Below are 15,330 nucleotides of genomic sequence, written 5' to 3' on the forward strand. Positions count from 1 at the left end.
GGCACCTGGACCGCCCCTAGCTGGTCGCCGTGGTGGCAGGCGCCGCGCGGCTTGGCGCCCTTCCACGGCATGCACGGTCTGCGCGCCCGTCTGTCCGATCCTCTACGGGATCATCGGGCGGCGACGCTCTCGGTGACCTCTGCCTCGTCCGCGGCCACGGGGCCGGTTTCTTCGGTCCGCGCAGGGCGATGTAGACGAACAGGGCACCCATGACGGCGGTGCCCACCCACATGGCCTGTTGCCATCCGTCAACGAAGGACTGCTGGGCGGCGTGGACCAGGTCCTGCGCGCGCGGGCCTGCGCTGGGTGCGGCCTCCAGGGCGTTGGCGATGCCGTCGCGCGCGGTGTCCGCGGTACCCTGCGGGATGCCCTGAAGCTTGCCGTCGATGGAGCTGCGGTAGCCGGCCGACAGCAGCGCGCCCAGCAGCGCGACGCCCAGTGCGGTGCCGAACTCGCGGGTGACGTCGTTGAGGGCGGAGGCGACGCCCTGCTTCTCGCGCGACAGTGAGCTGGTGATGGCCTCCGTGGACGGCGTCATCGCCAGACCCGAGCCGAAGCCCAGGGCGAGCAGGCCGGCCAGGACGGACAGATAGCCGCCGTCGACGGAGACGAACAGCGCCATCAGGGCCAGGCCGACACCGGTCAGCGCGATGCCGATGGCCCGCTCGCGGCAGCGGCTGGCGCCTGGGGAGGCTGGCTCGGGGTCATGGGCACCTCTCAGAAATGGGCACGGGGAGTCAGCGCCGGCACGTGACCGGTCGCCGAGTGAGGGGATGGGGCCCGGCCACAGCGGCACCTTCGGGGCGCGCGGCACGCGGATGGCCTGGGGGTTCCATTCCGTGAGCGCTGCCAGAATCGACGCGGTAACGATAAAAATCGACACGGTGTAGACTTTTACTGAAGAGGGCGACCCGGCTCCTCGCGAGACCTCTCTGGAGGAACAATGGAGAAGCAGAACTGGCTCATCACCGGCGTCAGTACGGGCCTGGGGCGCGCTTTCGCCCAAGCCGCCCTGGCCGCCGGGCACACCGTCATCGGCACCGTCCGCTCCGAGAAGGACCTGCGGGCCTTCGAAGAGCTCAGGCCCGGGCACGCTCACGGCCGTATCCTGGACGTGACGGACGGTGACGCCGTCTCCGGCGCGGTCGCGGAGGTTGAGCGGAGCGTCGGCCCTCTGGACGTCGTCGTCGCCAACGCCGGCTACGGCCTGGAGGGAACCTTCGAGGAAACCCCGCTGGCCGAGGTGCGACGGCAGTTCGAGGTGAACGTGTTCGGGGCGGTGGCCACCCTGCAGGCGGCGCTGCCCCACATGCGCCGCCGCCGCCGCGGACACCTGATGGCCGTCACCTCCATGGGCGGGCTCATGGCCGTGCCCGGCATGTCCGCCTACTGCGGCAGCAAGTTCGCCCTGGAGGGAATCCTGGAGGCGCTGGGCAAGGAAGTCGCGCAGTTCGGAATCCATGTGACGGCGATCGAGCCCGGCTCCTTCCGCACAGACTGGGCCGGACGGTCCATGGCACGTGTCGCGCGGACCGTGGACGACTACGACGAGTTGTTCACCCCCATCCGCGAAGCGCGGCAGAAGGCCAGCGGGAACCAGCTGGGCAATCCGGCCAAGGCGGGGGAAGCGGTCGTGCACATCACGACGGTCGAGCAGCCGCCGGCCCACCTCGTCCTGGGCTCGGACGCGCTGCGGCTGGTCACCGCCGCGCGCGCGGCCGTGGACGAGGACATCCGCGCGTGGGAGACACTCTCGCGTACGACCGACTTCGCCGAGGGCGCTCAGCTCTGATGCCCGGCCACCATTCCGCGCGCAGCCGTCGTACCACCGAGCGCAAGGGGGATGTCCGGGAGCGGGCCATTCTGGACACCTGCGAAGCTCTGCTGGCACACAAGGGCTACGATGCCATGACCGTCGGCGACATCGCCCAGGGCGCTGGCATCACACGCGGGGCCCTGTACTTCTACTTCGGCTCCAAGCAAGAAGTGGTCACGGCACTCGTGGCCCGGACCGTTGAGCACTTGTGGGAGCGGTCCAGGGTCACCGCGCAAGCGGAGGAGCCGCGCCAGGCCATCGCAGCAGCCATGCAGCGCACGGTCGAGCTGTGGAACGAACACGGCCCTGTCATGCGCACAGCGATCGACCTGTCGTTGACCGTGCCGGAGATCGGTGAACTGTGGAAGCACACGGCTGACCTGTTCATCGCGGCCATCACCGCCGTCCTGGAACACGCCGGCATCCAGGCCGGCGCTGCACCGGACCAGGCTTCGGCGATGGCACGCGCCCTGTGCTGGATGATCGAGCGGACCTTCTACCACGCTTCACAGGAATCCCGCGAGAAGCTCCAAGAGGCGTCGGCGACATGCGAACACATCTGGCTGACCAGCGCTGGCCTGATCACGTGAGGTATCTGCCATGGACGCGGTGAGGCGCGGAACCATGAAGTCCGGGTCGAGCCTTGCCTCCGCGAAGTGGACACCTTTTCGCGTCGCCCAGCAGGTGGGCCGCCAGCCGGCCTCGACAAACCAGGGTCATCCCCCTGCGGGAGGCAGGAGGGGCATGATCTCGGCCGCCGGGCGGGCTGTGTGCAGGCTGAGCAGATCGGCGATTAGGTGGTCCAGGGGCGGCCAGGGAAGGTCTCCGTGGTCGTTGTAGAGGCTGACCAGGCCGTGCAGCCCGGTCCAGAGTAGGAGGCCCGCCTGCCATTGCTGCTCCGTCGAGGGCGGCCTGTGCCCCCCCTCGGCGGCCGCTGCCAGGGAGGCCGTGACGGCCTTGAGTGGTTCGGCTCCGGCGCCGTGCGCTGACCCCAGGATCAGGTCGTCCGGCATGCGCCCGCCGAAAAGGGTGCGGTAGTGGCCGGGCTGGTCGACTCCCCAGCGTACGTAGGCGGCGCACCGGGCGGCGAGGTCGGCCAGCGGGTTCGGGGCGGACTGCGCGGCTTGGTCCATCAGGCGCGCCAACTCCGCGTAGCGCAGTCGCAGCACGTGCTGGACCAGCGCGCTCAGGTCGGGGAAGTGGCTGTAGATGCTGGCCGGTGCCACCCCGACCTCGCGTGCGACCTGTCGCAGGGTCAGCGTCTCCGGCTGGTCGAGGGTGGACAGCAGCTTTGCCGCGGCGTCCACGAGTTGGGCCTTGAGTATCTGTCCCTGCCCGCGCGGATTACGGCGACGGGGAGCGGACTGCTCCTGCGGCGACACCTTGGCTCCCTTCTGACCGGGCTGAACGACTGAGCAGCAGGGGTTCACCGTACAGCCGGGTCTCGCCTTGACAGTAATAACCAACAGTTGTTTAGTTATGTCGCCAACAGTTGTTCAGTCAAGGGATGGATCATCATGCGCATCGCCATACTGGGAGCGTCGGGGCGGACCGGCGGCACGCTCGTGCGTCAAGCGCTGGAGCGGGGGCACGACGTCGTGGGACTGGTCCGGACGCCGGCCGCGTTCGCCGTGCCCGCGCCGCGGCAGGTCGAGGTCCGCAAGGCGGATGTCACCGACCCGCGGAGCTTCCCCGACCTGGCCGACGTCGACGTGACCGTCTCCGCCATCGGCATCGCCAAGGGCGACGGTCCGGGCGCACTGGTCGCCGGAGCCAGGGTGCTCGCGGCGGCCGGCGTCCGCACGGTGTGGCTCGGCGCACTGGGCTCGGGCGTGTCAAGCCGGTCGGGGGGGCTGATCTACGCGGGGGTGATGCGGATGTTCGTCGGCTCGGAACTGGCCGAGAAGGCCGAGGCCGACCAGATCGCGCTCGCCGCCGGCGCCACGGTCTTCCACGCCCCGGACGTCACCGACGGCCCCCTCAGTTCCGCCGGCCGCATCGTGCCTTTGGCGGAACTGCGGCGCCCCCTGCTCCCGCCCCGGATCTCCCGAGCCACGCTGGCCTCCCTGCTGCTGGACGAGGCGGAGACGAACAAGCACGGCAGCGGAATCGCCGTACCCCTCAGCTAGCCACGATTTCCGCAGGTGAAGTCGTTTGAAGATCTGCGGGTTGCTGTGATGATCGTCGTCACGGTATGACATGGCTGGTGAAACAGCGTGCGCAGTGGGGCCAGGCCAGTGTCGAGAAGATGCTCGGAGCGTTGCCGGTGATCGCGGGGTTTTGCTCGCGGTTACGGATCCGGAGCTGGTGGATGCCGCCTGTCCGGTGCTTGATGTCGCGGAGCTGACGCACGGTCAGGTGATCGAGGTGCTGGTGGCCAACCGGCTGACCTCGCCCGCCCCGTGGTGCACGTTCAGGACTGGACGCGCTCCTGGGCGGTGGGCGAGGCGTTCGGCGTAGAGCCGGAGTTGCTCAACGATGACCGGATCGGCCGGGCGTTGGATGCTGAGGGGCCGTGATCGTTCCGGACAGCGGAACTTGCGATGTGACTCTATGCGGCTATGAGTTGTTCGTAGTACTCGTTGAGGACCTCCAGCGGCGGCCGGTACTCGACGCCGGAATGGAGCCGTCGTAGATTGTAGAAGCCCTCGATGTAGCGGATGACCTGCTGTTTCGCCTTGGCACGGGTGGTGAACACGTACCGCTTCAGCCATTCGTTCTTCAACGCGGAGAAGAACGATTCGGCCATCGCGTTATCGAAACACACGCCCGTGCGGCCGACCGAGCGGCGCATTCCCAGTTCGGCAAGCACCTGGCCGAAGGCGTCGGAGGTGTAGTTCGAACCGCGATCAGCATGGAAGATCGCACCCGGCTCGATCGTGATTGTGTGCGCGGCGTTGCGGATGGCCTGGACGACCAGTTCGGTCCGGTAGTGGTCGGCCATCGCCCAGCCGACGACGGCCTTGCTGTGACAGTCGATCACCGTGGCGAGGTAGAGGAAGCCTTCCCAGGTGGGGATGTAGGTGACGTCGCCGACCAGCTTGAGGCCAGGCCGGGGCGCGGTGAAGTCCCGCCGCACCAGGTCGGGGATGCCGCGGAAGTCACCCTGCTCGGTCGTGGTCGGCGTGAAGGCTCGTGCCTGCACCGGGACCAGGCCGAGTTCACGCATGAGCAGCCGGACCAGCTCGGCCGAGCATTCCTCGCCGCGGCGGGCCAGCGCGCGGTTCACCCGCCGGTAACCGTAGGTCTCGTGCGATGCCTCGAAGACGGCAGTGATGAGCTGCTTGAGGTGCTCACGCCGGCGAGCGGTCGCCGAGGCGGGCCGGCCGCGCCATTCGTAGTAGCCCGGCCGGGACACCCCCAGCCATGCGCACATCGCCGCGACGGTGTGGTTGGCCTTCTCCGCGTCGATGAGCTCGAAGCGAGCTCTCACCGAGTCTCGCCCGCGAAGAAGGCGGCCGACACGTCCAGTGGGAAGTGCTCCGGCACCTGGGGATCGCCGACCATGCCGCAGGCCGGCTGGACGCCGCCCGGGAGCATCTGGAGGCATCGGTACGGCTGTGCCGGGAGCTCGGGCTCCTGGCCGCTGTCGCCGCCAACCAGGTAGGGCTGATCTACATCGCCGCCGCGCAAGGGCGACGGGACGACGCGGTGGCGCTGGCCGCAGAGGCGTACGCCACAGCCGAGGCGTGCGGGGCCCGCCGCATCATGCGGCAGGTCGCGGAGGCGCGTACCCAGGCCATGGCGCCGGACACCGATCATGGCGAGACCCACGATCAGAGCACACCTTGAGCCGCTGAAGCTTCGATGTCGGATGCGGTCTCCTGGACGGTTCACCGGTCCCGCCCCCTCCTGATGAGGATCCGGTAACGAGGTATTGACAAGCCGTGATTTTTATCGATACAAGTTTGTATCGATAAAAGCGACATTCGTCCAAGGAGTGGACACGTCCATGTCTCATGACGCCCGGGCCCGAGCCGCAGTGGACGGCACGCCGTCCACTGAACCTCCCTCGCCCCTGGGCCGCCGGCTGGCCGATCCCTCCCTGATGGCGGCGGGTGGCCGCTACTGGCTCTATCCGACGACCGACGGCCACCCCGGCTGGGGATCGACGAGCTTCTCGGCGTACTCCTCGGCCGACCTGGTCGAATGGCGTGACGAGGGCGAGGTGCTCCGGCTCGGCTCCGACGTCTCCTGGGCCGGGCGTCACGCCTGGGCGCCGGCGATCCTCGAGCGCGACGGAGCCTTCTACCTCTACTACACCGCGGAGCAGAACATCGGCGTGGCCCGCGCCACCGCTCCGGCCGGCCCCTTCGAGGACCTGGGCCGTCCGCTGGTGGCGGCGGGCGACTACCCGGGCACCGCCATCGACCCGTCGGTGTTCACCGATGACGACGGCGTGACGTACCTGTACTGGGGCAACAGCGTCGCCCACGGCGTTCCGCTGAACGACGACCTCATGTCCTTCGATCCGGCCGAGGTCGTCTCCTGGGTGCCGACCGGTTTCCGGGAGGCGGCCACCGTGCACCGCCACCACGACCGCTACTACCTGTCCTGGTCCGAGAACGACACCCGCGAGCCCGACTACCGCGTCCGCTACGCCGTCGGCACGGGTCCGCTCGGCCCCTGGGAGGACCGCGGGATCCTCATCGAGAAGCAGCCGGAGCGGGGCATCCTCGCCACCGGCCACCACGCGATCCTGCGCGTGCCCGGCACCGACGACTGGATCGTCGCCTACCACCGCTTCGCGATCCCCGATGGAGACGGAATCCACCGGGAGATCGTGTTCGACTGGCTCGTTCACCGCCCGGACGGCGATCTCGAACCGGTCATCCACGCGCGGACCCCGGTCCGCGCGCCCATCCCCCCACGGTAACGAGCTCAAAGAGGTGAGCGATGTCCCTGCTCAGAAAATCGGTCGCGATGCTCGCGGCGGCCGCCCTCGCACTGGCCGGATGCGGATCCGGAGGAGACGGCGGCAGCGGCGGGAAGACCACGCTCAAGTTCTTCTCCTGGGAGAACGAGCAGACCATGAAGCCGCTCATCGCGGAGTTCGAGAAGCGGAACCCCACGGTCAAGGTCGAGTTCTCCACCGCCCCGCCGGTCGCCGAGTACATCTCCACGCTCCAGACCCGGCTGGTCTCCGGCACCGGGGCGGACGTGTTCATGATCGCGGCTGAGAACAAGACGAACCTCATCCAGGGCGGCTTCGTCAAGGACCTGACCGGCAAGCCGTTCATGGCGAACATGTCCAAGTTCAACACCGCGACCTACTCCAAGGACGGCAAGGCCTACGGCATGTCCACGTCGTCGTGGGCCGGCGGCATCCTCTACAACAAGGACCTGCTGGCCAAGGCGGGCGCGAGCGAGGTCCCCACGAAGTGGGCCGACTTCCTGGCCCTGTGCCAGAAGCTCAAGGCGGCCGGCGTCACGCCGTACCTCGAGTCGGCGACGGGCCTTCCGGGCACCCTCGGCGCCCTGGTCGGCCATGCCAACGCCGAGCAGGGCGGCGACGTGGACGCCCAGATCTTCGCGGGCAAGAAGACGTTCGGCGACCTGTGGACCGGGCCGCTGACCACCTACAACCAGCTGTTCACCACCGGCGTGATGACCAAGGACGTCGTCGGCCTGAGCGGCGACCAGATCGTGGACGAGTTCGCCAACGGCCGCGTCGCGATGATGGCCGCGGGCCCGTGGAACGTCCCCACGCTGCGGGAGAAGGCGCCCAACCTGAACATGGCCTTCGCCGCCGTGCCGACCCCCGACGGCAAGCCGTTCTGGTCCGGCGCGGCCTCGCCCGGCTTCGCCATCAACGCCAAGACCGAGCACGAGAAGGAGGCCGAGGCGTTCCTGACGTACCTCGGCAGCAAGGACGGCGTCGCGCTGTTCAACAAGCAGACGGCCGCCATGACCACGACCTCGGACTTCACCCCCACGATCGACAAGGTGCTCGAGCCCAACCTCAAGGCGCTCAAGGAGGGCCTCTTCTACCTGCCGCAGATCGCCTGGCCGCGGGACCAGGACGCGCTCAACACCGAGGCCGTGGCGCAGCTCCAGCTCATGATCCAGGGGAAGGCCCAGCCCGCGGCCGTGGCCGCCGCGCTGGACAACCGGCTGAAGTCGCAGGGCTGACATGGCCACGCTCGATCGACGACTGCCCCCCGCCCTGGCCTGGGTGATGGCGCCGAAGAGGCTGGAAGGGCTGCGCCTGCAGGCGTTCCTGGTGCCGATCGGGATCGTGTTCGCGGTGCTGTTCGCGATCCCGCTGGCGCAGTCGCTCTACTTCAGCGTCACCGACTTCAACGGCTACTCGCTGGACGTCAACTTCGTCGGGCTGGAGAACTACCGGAAGATCTTCTCCGACCCGTCCATGCTGGCCGGGCTCGGGTTCACGCTGATGTACGCGATCGGCACCACGGTGATCGTCACGGTGCTGGCGATCCCGCTCGCCGTGCTGCTCAACCGGCGCTTCTTCGGCAGGAACGTGGTGCGGGCCGTCTTCTTCTTCCCCGCCATCCCCAGCATCGCGATCCTCGGGCTGGTGTGGGGGTTCATCCTGTCGCCGCTCGGCTCGGGGGCGATCAACTGGACTCTCGACGCGGTCGGCGGTCTCGGCCCTGTCCCGTGGCTGTCGAACGGCACCTTGGCCCAGCTGTCGGTCATCATGGTGGCCGTCTGGTCCTCCACCGGCTGGCACGCGATCCTCTACCTGGCGTACCTGCAGTCGATCCCCGACGACTACTACGAGGCCGCGCGGGTGGACGGCGCCTCGCCGCGACAGGCGTTCTTCCGGCTCACGCTGCCGCTGCTCGCGCCGGCCGTCACCGTCAGCTCGCTGCTGCTGATGACCGGCGGCCTGAAGGTCTACGACCTGCCCTACACCCTCACCAAGGGCGGCCCGGGCTACGCCACCTTCACCATCACCCAGTCGATCATCCAGAGCGGCATCGCGCAGGCCAAGTTCGGACAGGCCTCCGCGCTGGCGGTCGTCTTCATGCTGATCGTGGGCGCGATCGTGGCCGTCCAGCTCGTCCTGTCCCGCCGCCTCGAAGGACGTGTCTCATGAGGGAGAAACGTTCCTCGCCGCTCCTTCCGCTGTTCATGATCCTGGCCGCCGCGGTGGTCGGCGTGCCGTTCTACTACATCGTCGTCAACACCTTCAAGACGCAGCAGGAGACGTCGGCCTCGCCGCTCGCGCCGCCGACGAGCCTGTATCTCGACAACTACGTGCGGGTCTTCGAGAACACGCCGATCCTGCAGGCCTTCCTCAACACGCTGTACGTCACCGTCGTCTCCATCGTGATCATGCTGGTCATCGGCTCGATGGCGGCGTACGCGATGCTGCTGCGCAAGACCCTGGTCAACCGGGTGGCCGCGGTGCTGCTCGTGATCGCGTTCCTGGTGCCGGGGCAGGCCACGCTGATCCCGGTCTACCGGCTGCTCGTGGGGCTGCGGCTGGTGGACAGCCTCGAGGGGCTCATCCTCCTGTACGCGGCCGGCTCGATCTTCTGCTACTTCCTCATCCAGGGCTACCTGCGGTCGCTGCCGATCTCGATCTTCGAGGCGGCGCGCATCGACGGAGCAGGGCCGTGGCAGATCTACTGGCGGATCGTGCTGCCCCTCATCAGGCCCATCCTCATCACGGTCGGCGTGTTCCAGACCATGTGGATCTGGAACGACTTCATCACGCCCAACGTGTTCATCAGCTCGCCCGAGAAGCAGACCCTGGTCCTGCAGGTCTACAAGGCCGTCGGACAGTACAGCGTGGACTGGCCGGCGTTCATGACGCTCAGCGTGATCGTGCTGATCCCCGTCGTGATCTTCTTCATCGCGATGCAGCGTCACATCGTCAACGGGCTCCTGCGGGGCAGTGTCAAGGGCTGAGCCCGTGAAAGGATGTCGAGGTGGTGACAATACAGGACGTGGCGAAAGCCGCCGGGGTCTCTGCCATGACCGTTTCCCATGTCATCAACGACCATCCGCACGTCAAGAGCGAGACGCGCGAGCGCGTGCTGCGGGCCATCGCCGAGCTCGACTACCGCGTCAACGTGGCGGCGCGCAACCTGCGCACCGGGCGGACCGGGCTGATCGGGCTGGCCGTCCCGGAGGTCGACCGGCCCTACTACGGGCAGCTCGCCGCCGAGATCATCGCGGAGGCGGCCAAGCGTGATCTCAAGGTGGCCATCGAGCAGACCGGCGCCTCGCGCGAGGGTGAGCTCGCCGCGCTCGCCCTGTCCCGCAACCGGCTCTACGACGGCCTCATCCTCAGCACGGTCGGGCTCGGGCCGGCCGACACCGATCTGCTCAAGGTCGAGTACCCCATGGTCATCCTGGGGGAGCGGATCTTCGACGGGCCGGTGGACCACGTGGCCATGCCCAACGTCGAGGGTGCGCGGGCGGCGACCGCGCACCTCATCGAGCGGGGCTGCCGCCGCGTCGCGCTCATCGACGGCCTGCAGAACGGCGAGGTCGACGTCTCCAGCCTGCGCTGCGACGGTTACCGCAAAGCCCTCGACGAGGCCGGCATCCCGTACGACCCGGAGCTCGTGGCTCCGATCGAGCAGCTGACCATGGAGCACGGGGCGGTGGCCGCACGGCGGCTGGCCGACTCCGGGGTCGCCTTCGACGGCGTGTTCTGCGTGACCGACACGGTCGCGATCGGGGCCCTGCGCGGCCTGGCCGACAGCGGGCTGCGCGTCCCGCAGGACGTCAAGGTCATCGGCTTCGACAACATCTCCGAAAGCTCCTACACCGTGCCCTCGCTGTCGTCGATCGACCCCGACCATTCCCTCATGGCCGGCACGGCCGTCGGGTTCCTGGTCGGGCGGATCGCGGAGAAGGGCAAGAAGAAGCAGGTCGCCCGCGAGTTCATCAGCCGCTTCTCCCTCGTCGCCCGCCAATCGACCGGCGGATAGACGCTCTCATTCGTCTTGAAGCGCTCCCGCACGCGCCGGCGAGCGTGCCACGCTCCACACCGGGCAGCACGGCTTCGATCACAGGGCCTGGGACGGCGGACCCTGACCGAAGACCGGTGGCTCGCCCGGTGGCAGCGGTGTGCGGAACGTGGCCAGCGACAGCGCCAGCGTGTCGTAGTAGCCGACCAGGACGACCAGCTCGTACAGGCGTGCCGTGCCGAGGGCGGCCTCGGCACGGGCGTAGAGGTCGTCGTCGAGGCCGCGGCGCAGGACGAGGGCCCGGCAGGCGGCGCGCACGGTCCGCTCGGCCTCGTCGAACGTCTCGGCGTCCGCCCCCGAGCGCAGCGCGGACAGCTCCTCCGCGGTCAGGCCCGCGTTGCGGCCCACGTGTTCGTGCGCGTACCACTCGAAGTCGCTGCGGCGCGCGACCGCCACCTCCAGGATCGCGATCTCGCGCCACCGGTCCGGCAGGTCCGTCGCGTACCGGATCGCCGCGCCCAGCCGCTGCAGGGGCCCGCCGACGCCCGGGGCGATGAGCATCGCGTTGAACGGGCCCTCCAGACGGCCCTCCGGGTCCGTCAACCGGAACGGACCCGCGGCGCGCGGCCCTGACGCCATCTCGTCGTACAGCGCGCGCTGGTCCGCGGTCAGGGCACGCGGGTCGTGCCAGGGGATCCGTCCGTGCACGGCGCCCTCACGCTCATCCTGATCGTCATGCTGCTGCATTCGTGACCTTCCGTCCTGATACTGGTTCCCGGTGCAGTACGTGGGACCTGTCGAGGAGGAGCCGGGGTGGAGGCCAAGGGTCGTACCGCCGAGATCATGGTCGCGGAGGCGCGCAAGGCGTTCTGGGTGATGGTCGGGTTCCTGGCCATCATCTGGATCGTACAGATCCCCAACTGGTTGTCGGGCTACGCGCTCAGCTATCAGTACGGCGTCCAGCCATGGAACCTGGCACGGCTGGGCGACATCGTCCCGTCGGCGTTCCTGCACTGGAGCTGGGAGCACATCGAGGCCAACTCGGGGCCGCTGTTCATCTTCGGCTTCCTGTCCGCCTATCGGGGCGTCGCCAAGTTCTTCAGCGTCACGGGGCTCATCATCGTGGTCAGCGGCCTCGGCGAATGGTTCACCGCCAGCCCGCAGAGCATCGGCGCGGGCGCGAGCGGCGTCGTCTTCGGCTACTTCGGCTACATCCTGGTGCGCGGCGCGTTCGACCGGCATCTGATCGACATCGTGGTGGGCGTGGTCATGGCCCTGTGCTTCGCCTACACGTTCGCCGGGCTGCTGCCCCAGGAGGGCATCGGCTGGCAGGCTCACGTGTTCGGCTTCGTCGGCGGCGTGGCGGGCGGCTGGCTGTTCCGCGACCGCAAGCCTCCCCGGCCGGCGCCGGCCGCCCCGCAGCAGGACACCAGGGCCGCGCTGCTGAAGGAACTGGACGATCTCGGGCTCTGAGCCGCGCGTCCGGCGGGGGCGTGGCCGAAAGTACGACCTCGCCGGTGGCTGAGAGGCCGAACCTGCGCGAGCCGTTCCGCCGATGTCCCGGCCCGCCGCCGTCGCCACCATCGAGACATGACCGACACGAGGGCGGGCCGGCTCATCCCGGCCGGGCTGCTCGCTCTCAGCTCCATCCCGGTGGTGGTGGGTGCCGTCCGCATGACCGAGCTGACCCTGGGCGCCGGCATCATGCCGGATGACGCGCGTTTCCTCGCCGCCCCCGTGCCCGTGATGCTGCACATCGCCGGCGTCACCGTCTACAGCGTCCTGGGAGCCTTCCAGTTCGCACCCGGGTTCCGCCGCCGCAGGCCCACGTGGCACCGGGCTGCTGGCCGGGTTCCGGCTGGTGTTCGGCTCGGCGATGGCCGGCTGCATCGTGCTCGGCTTCGCCGCGATCCTGCGGCGCGACGTCGCCCGGCACCGCGCCTGGATGATCCGCGGCTACGCGATCGGCATGGGGGCGGGCACCCAGGCGGTGACCCAGCTCCTCTGGGTCCTCGCCACGGGGGCCGCGCCCGAAGGGGTGAACCGGGCGATATTCCACGGCATGGGCTGGATCATCAACCTCGCCGTCGCCGAATGGGTCATCCGCCGGCGCTCTCCGCGATAAAGGCAGCGAGTGTTCAAGCTGCGTTTATCGGAAAAGCGGAGAACGGGTCGCCGGAATGGACCGGCGACCCGTCGATGTCACTTCCTGACTATCGTCTGCTTGGGCCCGCAGTAGGCGAATTTCACCTTGTACGGCTTGCTCACGCAGGCCCATAGTTCGATCGTGCCATGCGGCATGTTGATGGTCTTCTGCTCGATGCAGTCCTGGTTCTTGTAGTAGTTGGCGTACTGGTAGGTGTGGCCCTGGTACCGCACCTTGGCCATCGCGTACCGGTGGTCGGTGCTGCGGTCACAAATGATGATCCTGTTGTGGTGCTTGGACAACTGGGCCTCGGCCAGCCAGTCCCCGTGACTGTTGGCGACATGCGCGCCGGGGTAGTCGTCGCGCGCGGTGGCCGACGCGGCGGTCGATCCCATGACGGTGACACCCAGTCCGGCAATGGCGGTGATGAGCAGCAGTTTTCTCACTTTGCCCCCTGTCGGTGATGTTTTCCGTAGGAAATGACGATGAGTTCGCCGGCAAAGTTCAGAGAAATTTGGCGGGCTTCAGCCGCCGGGCCGGACCAGGCCGCTCTCGTAGGCCAGGATGACCAGCTGGACGCGGTCGCGTACCTCCACCTTGGAGATGGCCCTGGTGATGTGGGTCTTGGCGGTGAACGGGCTGATCGTGAGGCGTTCGGCGATCTCGTCGTTGGACAGGCCGAGCGCGACCAGCCGCACCACCTCCAACTCCCTGGAGGTGAGGGCGGTCAGCCGCTGCCGGGCGACCGGGGCCGGCCCCTGCCGATGGGCGAACTGCTCCACCACCCGGCGGGTGACGCCGGGCGACAGCAGCGCGTCGCCGGCCGCGACGGCGGCGACCGCGCGGCGCAGTTCGCTCGGCTCGACCTCTTTCGTGAGGAAGCCGCTGGCGCCGGCGCACAGCGCGTCGAAGACGTGCTCGTCGGTGTCGAACGTGGTCAGGATGATCACCCGGCAGCCGGTGCCGGACACGATGTGGCGGGTGGCGGTGATGCCGTCCATCCCGGGCATCCGGATGTCCATGAGGACGACGTCGGGGCGCGTACCGGCGGCCAGCCGCACGGCCTCGTCGCCCGTGGCCGCCTCGCCGACGACGGCGACGTCCCGGGAGCGGGCCAGCAGGCTGCGGAAGCCGGCCCGTACCAGTGCCTGGTCGTCGGCGAGGAGCACGTTGATCGTCATACGGGCGAGCCTGCCACAGGGATCTCGGCTCGGACCGAGAAGGCGCCCGGCCCCGAATCCACGGTGAGCGTTCCCCCGAGTGCGCTCACCCGTTCCCGCATGCCGGCCAGGCCGTGCCTCTCGACGATCTCGCCGCACCCCCGGCCGTCGTCCGTGACCTCGACGACGACCGAGCTCGGCCCGCAGGCGATCGTGACCTGGGCCTTGGCCGCCCCCGAATGCTTCAGTGCGTTGGTGAGCGTCTCCTGGACGATCCGGTAGACGGCCACGGCCGGAGCGGCGGGGACGGCCGAGGGGTCGCCGCGCTCGTCGAGGGTCACCTGCAGGCCGGCGGCGCGGGCGTCCGCGACGAGCGCGCCGAGGGCGGCGAGATCGGGCTGAGGCGCGGCGCCGTCGGCCCGGTCGCGCAGGACGCCGATGAGAGAGGAGAGGTCGGCCATCGCGCGGTTCCTGACGTCCTTGGCCACGCGCAGCGCGGCGGCGGCCTCGGCGGGGTCCTCCTCGAGGGCGTCGGCGGCGACGTTCAGCTGGACGCCGACGACCGCCAGGGTGTGGGCGACGATGTCGTGCACCTCGCGCGAGACCTGGAGCCGTTCCTCGGCCGCCCGGGCGCGGCTGTCGGTCTCCCGCAGCTGCCCGCGCCATCGCATGACGGCGGCGCACACCAGCCCCGCGCCGATGAGCATCGCCAGCAGCAGCGCCTCGCCGGCGATGTGGATGACGAAGCGGGGCACGTTCCTCTGCAGGACCCACCAGAAGTCGGCGGCGGCGTAGACGAGCTGGGCGACGCCGACGAGCGCCACCCACCGTACGCGCGGCGTACAGGCGGCGCTGAAGTAGGCGGCCGACGCCGGCCATATCCAGCCGCCTTCGAAGTGGCTGTTCAAGCGGTAGAGGAAGATCGCGGCGATCGACAGGAGCAGGACGGTCATCGGCAGGCGACGCCTGAACAGCAGGAGCCCGCCGAGGAACAGCGCGAGGGGGATCAGCCCCTGCCACGGTGACTCGTGGACCTCGGCCGCCATGACACCGGTGACGACGCCGACGACGGTGATGAGGGCCAGCGCCAGATCGAGCAGCCTGGCAGAGTGGCGGACCGGAGCGGGCGCACGCTGCGGAAAGGGGACGGCCATATCGGACCTTCTCTTCGGGGGCGATGGCGCAAGGGTAGATGCGACGGCACGGGCGCGGACGGTGCAGGACCAGGTGGCGCGCGGCACGTACTGCGCGCCCATGGCCATCACCAAGGTGACCGAGGCGGGCACGACGACGCCGTACGAGCCGTCGTGCCGC

The 15,330-nt window shown here is 69.0% G+C and carries 17 protein-coding genes and 1 pseudogene; 11 read left to right on the forward strand and 7 right to left on the reverse strand.

From position 1 onward, the window contains the following. Window positions 1–16 precede the first annotated feature (16 nt). Window positions 17–883, reverse strand: coding sequence for a hypothetical protein (locus AB0J64_RS29230; protein WP_364033538.1), 867 nt, complete (start codon window positions 881–883; stop codon window positions 17–19). A 60-nt stretch (window positions 884–943) separates the two neighbouring features. On the opposite strand from AB0J64_RS29230, the gene AB0J64_RS29235 reads away from it, so the two are divergent. Then, window positions 944–1,792 (forward strand): oxidoreductase, encoded by an 849-nt coding sequence (locus AB0J64_RS29235; protein WP_364033541.1) that lies wholly within the window; start codon window positions 944–946, stop codon window positions 1,790–1,792. Continuing rightward, the gene (locus tag AB0J64_RS29240) at window positions 1,792–2,406 is read left to right on the forward strand and encodes a TetR/AcrR family transcriptional regulator (protein WP_364033544.1); all 615 of its coding nucleotides are present in this window, start codon (window positions 1,792–1,794) and stop codon (window positions 2,404–2,406) included. Before AB0J64_RS29235 ends, AB0J64_RS29240 begins: the two co-directional genes overlap by 1 nt. A gap of 126 nt (window positions 2,407–2,532) precedes the next feature. On the opposite strand, the gene AB0J64_RS29245 is transcribed toward AB0J64_RS29240, so the two are convergent. Then, window positions 2,533–3,198 carry a TetR/AcrR family transcriptional regulator gene (locus tag AB0J64_RS29245; protein ID WP_364033547.1) on the reverse strand — a complete coding sequence of 222 codons (666 nt, stop codon included), beginning with the start codon at window positions 3,196–3,198 and terminating at the stop codon, window positions 2,533–2,535. Window positions 3,199–3,333: 135 nt separating this feature from the next. On the opposite strand from AB0J64_RS29245, the gene AB0J64_RS29250 reads away from it, so the two are divergent. Further along, on the forward strand, window positions 3,334–3,945 hold the full coding sequence (locus AB0J64_RS29250; protein WP_192787231.1) for an NAD(P)H-binding protein: 612 nt from the start codon (window positions 3,334–3,336) through the stop codon (window positions 3,943–3,945). 422 nt (window positions 3,946–4,367) lie between these two features. On the opposite strand, the gene AB0J64_RS29255 is transcribed toward AB0J64_RS29250, so the two are convergent. Further along, entirely contained in the window at window positions 4,368–5,366 is a 999-nt protein-coding gene (locus AB0J64_RS29255; RefSeq protein WP_364033550.1) for an IS3 family transposase, read from the reverse strand. Between AB0J64_RS29255 and AB0J64_RS29260 the strand changes: the two are divergent. The 6 genes and pseudogenes from AB0J64_RS29260 to AB0J64_RS29285 form a co-directional block, all read left to right on the forward strand. Continuing rightward, window positions 5,267–5,608, forward strand: a pseudogene (locus tag AB0J64_RS29260) (hypothetical protein); the annotation flags it as partial. The gene AB0J64_RS29255 and the pseudogene AB0J64_RS29260 sit on opposite strands and share 100 nt — an antisense overlap. Window positions 5,609–5,768: 160 nt before the next feature. Beyond that, window positions 5,769–6,692 carry a family 43 glycosylhydrolase gene (locus AB0J64_RS29265; protein ID WP_364033553.1) on the forward strand — a complete coding sequence of 308 codons (924 nt, stop codon included), beginning with the start codon at window positions 5,769–5,771 and terminating at the stop codon, window positions 6,690–6,692. A 20-nt stretch (window positions 6,693–6,712) separates the two neighbouring features. Next, window positions 6,713–7,948 (forward strand): extracellular solute-binding protein, encoded by a 1,236-nt coding sequence (locus tag AB0J64_RS29270; RefSeq protein WP_364033556.1) that lies wholly within the window; start codon window positions 6,713–6,715, stop codon window positions 7,946–7,948. 1 nt (window position 7,949) lies between these two features. Further along, on the forward strand, window positions 7,950–8,882 hold the full coding sequence (locus tag AB0J64_RS29275; RefSeq protein WP_364033558.1) for a sugar ABC transporter permease: 933 nt from the start codon (window positions 7,950–7,952) through the stop codon (window positions 8,880–8,882). Further along, complete coding sequence (locus AB0J64_RS29280) at window positions 8,879–9,700, forward strand: carbohydrate ABC transporter permease (protein WP_364033561.1); 822 nt, start codon at window positions 8,879–8,881, stop codon at window positions 9,698–9,700. Before AB0J64_RS29275 ends, AB0J64_RS29280 begins: the two co-directional genes overlap by 4 nt. A 38-nt stretch (window positions 9,701–9,738) precedes the next feature. Next, window positions 9,739–10,731 (forward strand): LacI family DNA-binding transcriptional regulator, encoded by a 993-nt coding sequence (locus AB0J64_RS29285; RefSeq protein WP_364033584.1) that lies wholly within the window; start codon window positions 9,739–9,741, stop codon window positions 10,729–10,731. A 78-nt stretch (window positions 10,732–10,809) separates the two neighbouring features. On the opposite strand, the gene AB0J64_RS29290 is transcribed toward AB0J64_RS29285, so the two are convergent. After that, the gene (locus tag AB0J64_RS29290; protein WP_364033564.1) at window positions 10,810–11,457 is read right to left on the reverse strand and encodes a carboxymuconolactone decarboxylase family protein; all 648 of its coding nucleotides are present in this window, start codon (window positions 11,455–11,457) and stop codon (window positions 10,810–10,812) included. 66 nt (window positions 11,458–11,523) lie between these two features. Here AB0J64_RS29290 and AB0J64_RS29295 point away from each other — a divergent pair, with 66 nt between their 5' ends. Together AB0J64_RS29295 and AB0J64_RS29300 are read left to right on the forward strand one after the other, a co-directional pair. Next, window positions 11,524–12,183: a rhomboid family intramembrane serine protease gene (locus AB0J64_RS29295; RefSeq protein ID WP_364033566.1), complete on the forward strand. Its 660-nt coding sequence runs from the start codon at window positions 11,524–11,526 to the stop codon at window positions 12,181–12,183. 388 nt (window positions 12,184–12,571) lie between these two features. Beyond that, window positions 12,572–12,835, forward strand: coding sequence for a DUF2306 domain-containing protein (locus AB0J64_RS29300; protein WP_364033569.1), 264 nt, complete (start codon window positions 12,572–12,574; stop codon window positions 12,833–12,835). A 77-nt stretch (window positions 12,836–12,912) separates the two neighbouring features. Here the strand turns inward: AB0J64_RS29300 and AB0J64_RS29305 are convergent, their stop codons facing one another. The 3 genes from AB0J64_RS29305 to AB0J64_RS29315 all read right to left on the reverse strand — a co-directional run bounded on the left by AB0J64_RS29305 (window position 12,913) and on the right by AB0J64_RS29315 (window position 15,170). After that, the gene (locus tag AB0J64_RS29305; protein ID WP_364033572.1) at window positions 12,913–13,302 is read right to left on the reverse strand and encodes a hypothetical protein; all 390 of its coding nucleotides are present in this window, start codon (window positions 13,300–13,302) and stop codon (window positions 12,913–12,915) included. 78 nt (window positions 13,303–13,380) lie between these two features. Beyond that, window positions 13,381–14,037, reverse strand: coding sequence for a response regulator transcription factor (locus AB0J64_RS29310; RefSeq protein WP_364033575.1), 657 nt, complete (start codon window positions 14,035–14,037; stop codon window positions 13,381–13,383). After that, window positions 14,034–15,170, reverse strand: a complete 1,137-nt coding sequence (locus AB0J64_RS29315; protein WP_364033578.1) for a histidine kinase — start codon at window positions 15,168–15,170, stop codon at window positions 14,034–14,036. Before AB0J64_RS29315 ends, AB0J64_RS29310 begins: the two co-directional genes overlap by 4 nt. Window positions 15,171–15,330: the final 160 nt, after the last annotated feature.

Source organism: Nonomuraea sp. NPDC049695, assembly GCF_040674955.1.
In the GTDB taxonomy this organism is placed as follows: domain Bacteria; phylum Actinomycetota; class Actinomycetes; order Streptosporangiales; family Streptosporangiaceae; genus Nonomuraea; species Nonomuraea helvata.

Excerpts from the sequence above, each read along its gene's own strand:
- AB0J64_RS29270 (WP_364033556.1), top strand. The coding sequence starts at position 6,713 with ATGTCCCTGCTCAGAAAATCGGTCGCGATGCTCGCGGCGGCCGCCCTC.
- AB0J64_RS29265 (WP_364033553.1), top strand. The coding sequence starts at position 5,769 with ATGTCTCATGACGCCCGGGCCCGAGCCGCAGTGGACGGCACGCCGTCC.
- AB0J64_RS29290 (WP_364033564.1), bottom strand. The coding sequence starts at position 11,457 with ATGCAGCAGCATGACGATCAGGATGAGCGTGAGGGCGCCGTGCACGGA.
- AB0J64_RS29240 (WP_364033544.1), top strand. The coding sequence starts at position 1,792 with ATGCCCGGCCACCATTCCGCGCGCAGCCGTCGTACCACCGAGCGCAAG.
- AB0J64_RS29280 (WP_364033561.1), top strand. The coding sequence starts at position 8,879 with ATGAGGGAGAAACGTTCCTCGCCGCTCCTTCCGCTGTTCATGATCCTG.
- AB0J64_RS29250 (WP_192787231.1), top strand. The coding sequence starts at position 3,334 with ATGCGCATCGCCATACTGGGAGCGTCGGGGCGGACCGGCGGCACGCTC.
- AB0J64_RS29235 (WP_364033541.1), top strand. The coding sequence starts at position 944 with ATGGAGAAGCAGAACTGGCTCATCACCGGCGTCAGTACGGGCCTGGGG.
- AB0J64_RS29275 (WP_364033558.1), top strand. The coding sequence starts at position 7,950 with ATGGCCACGCTCGATCGACGACTGCCCCCCGCCCTGGCCTGGGTGATG.
- AB0J64_RS29310 (WP_364033575.1), bottom strand. The coding sequence starts at position 14,037 with ATGACGATCAACGTGCTCCTCGCCGACGACCAGGCACTGGTACGGGCC.
- AB0J64_RS29255 (WP_364033550.1), bottom strand. The coding sequence starts at position 5,366 with ATGCCTCCAGATGCTCCCGGGCGGCGTCCAGCCGGCCTGCGGCATGGT.
- AB0J64_RS29315 (WP_364033578.1), bottom strand. The coding sequence starts at position 15,170 with ATGGCCGTCCCCTTTCCGCAGCGTGCGCCCGCTCCGGTCCGCCACTCT.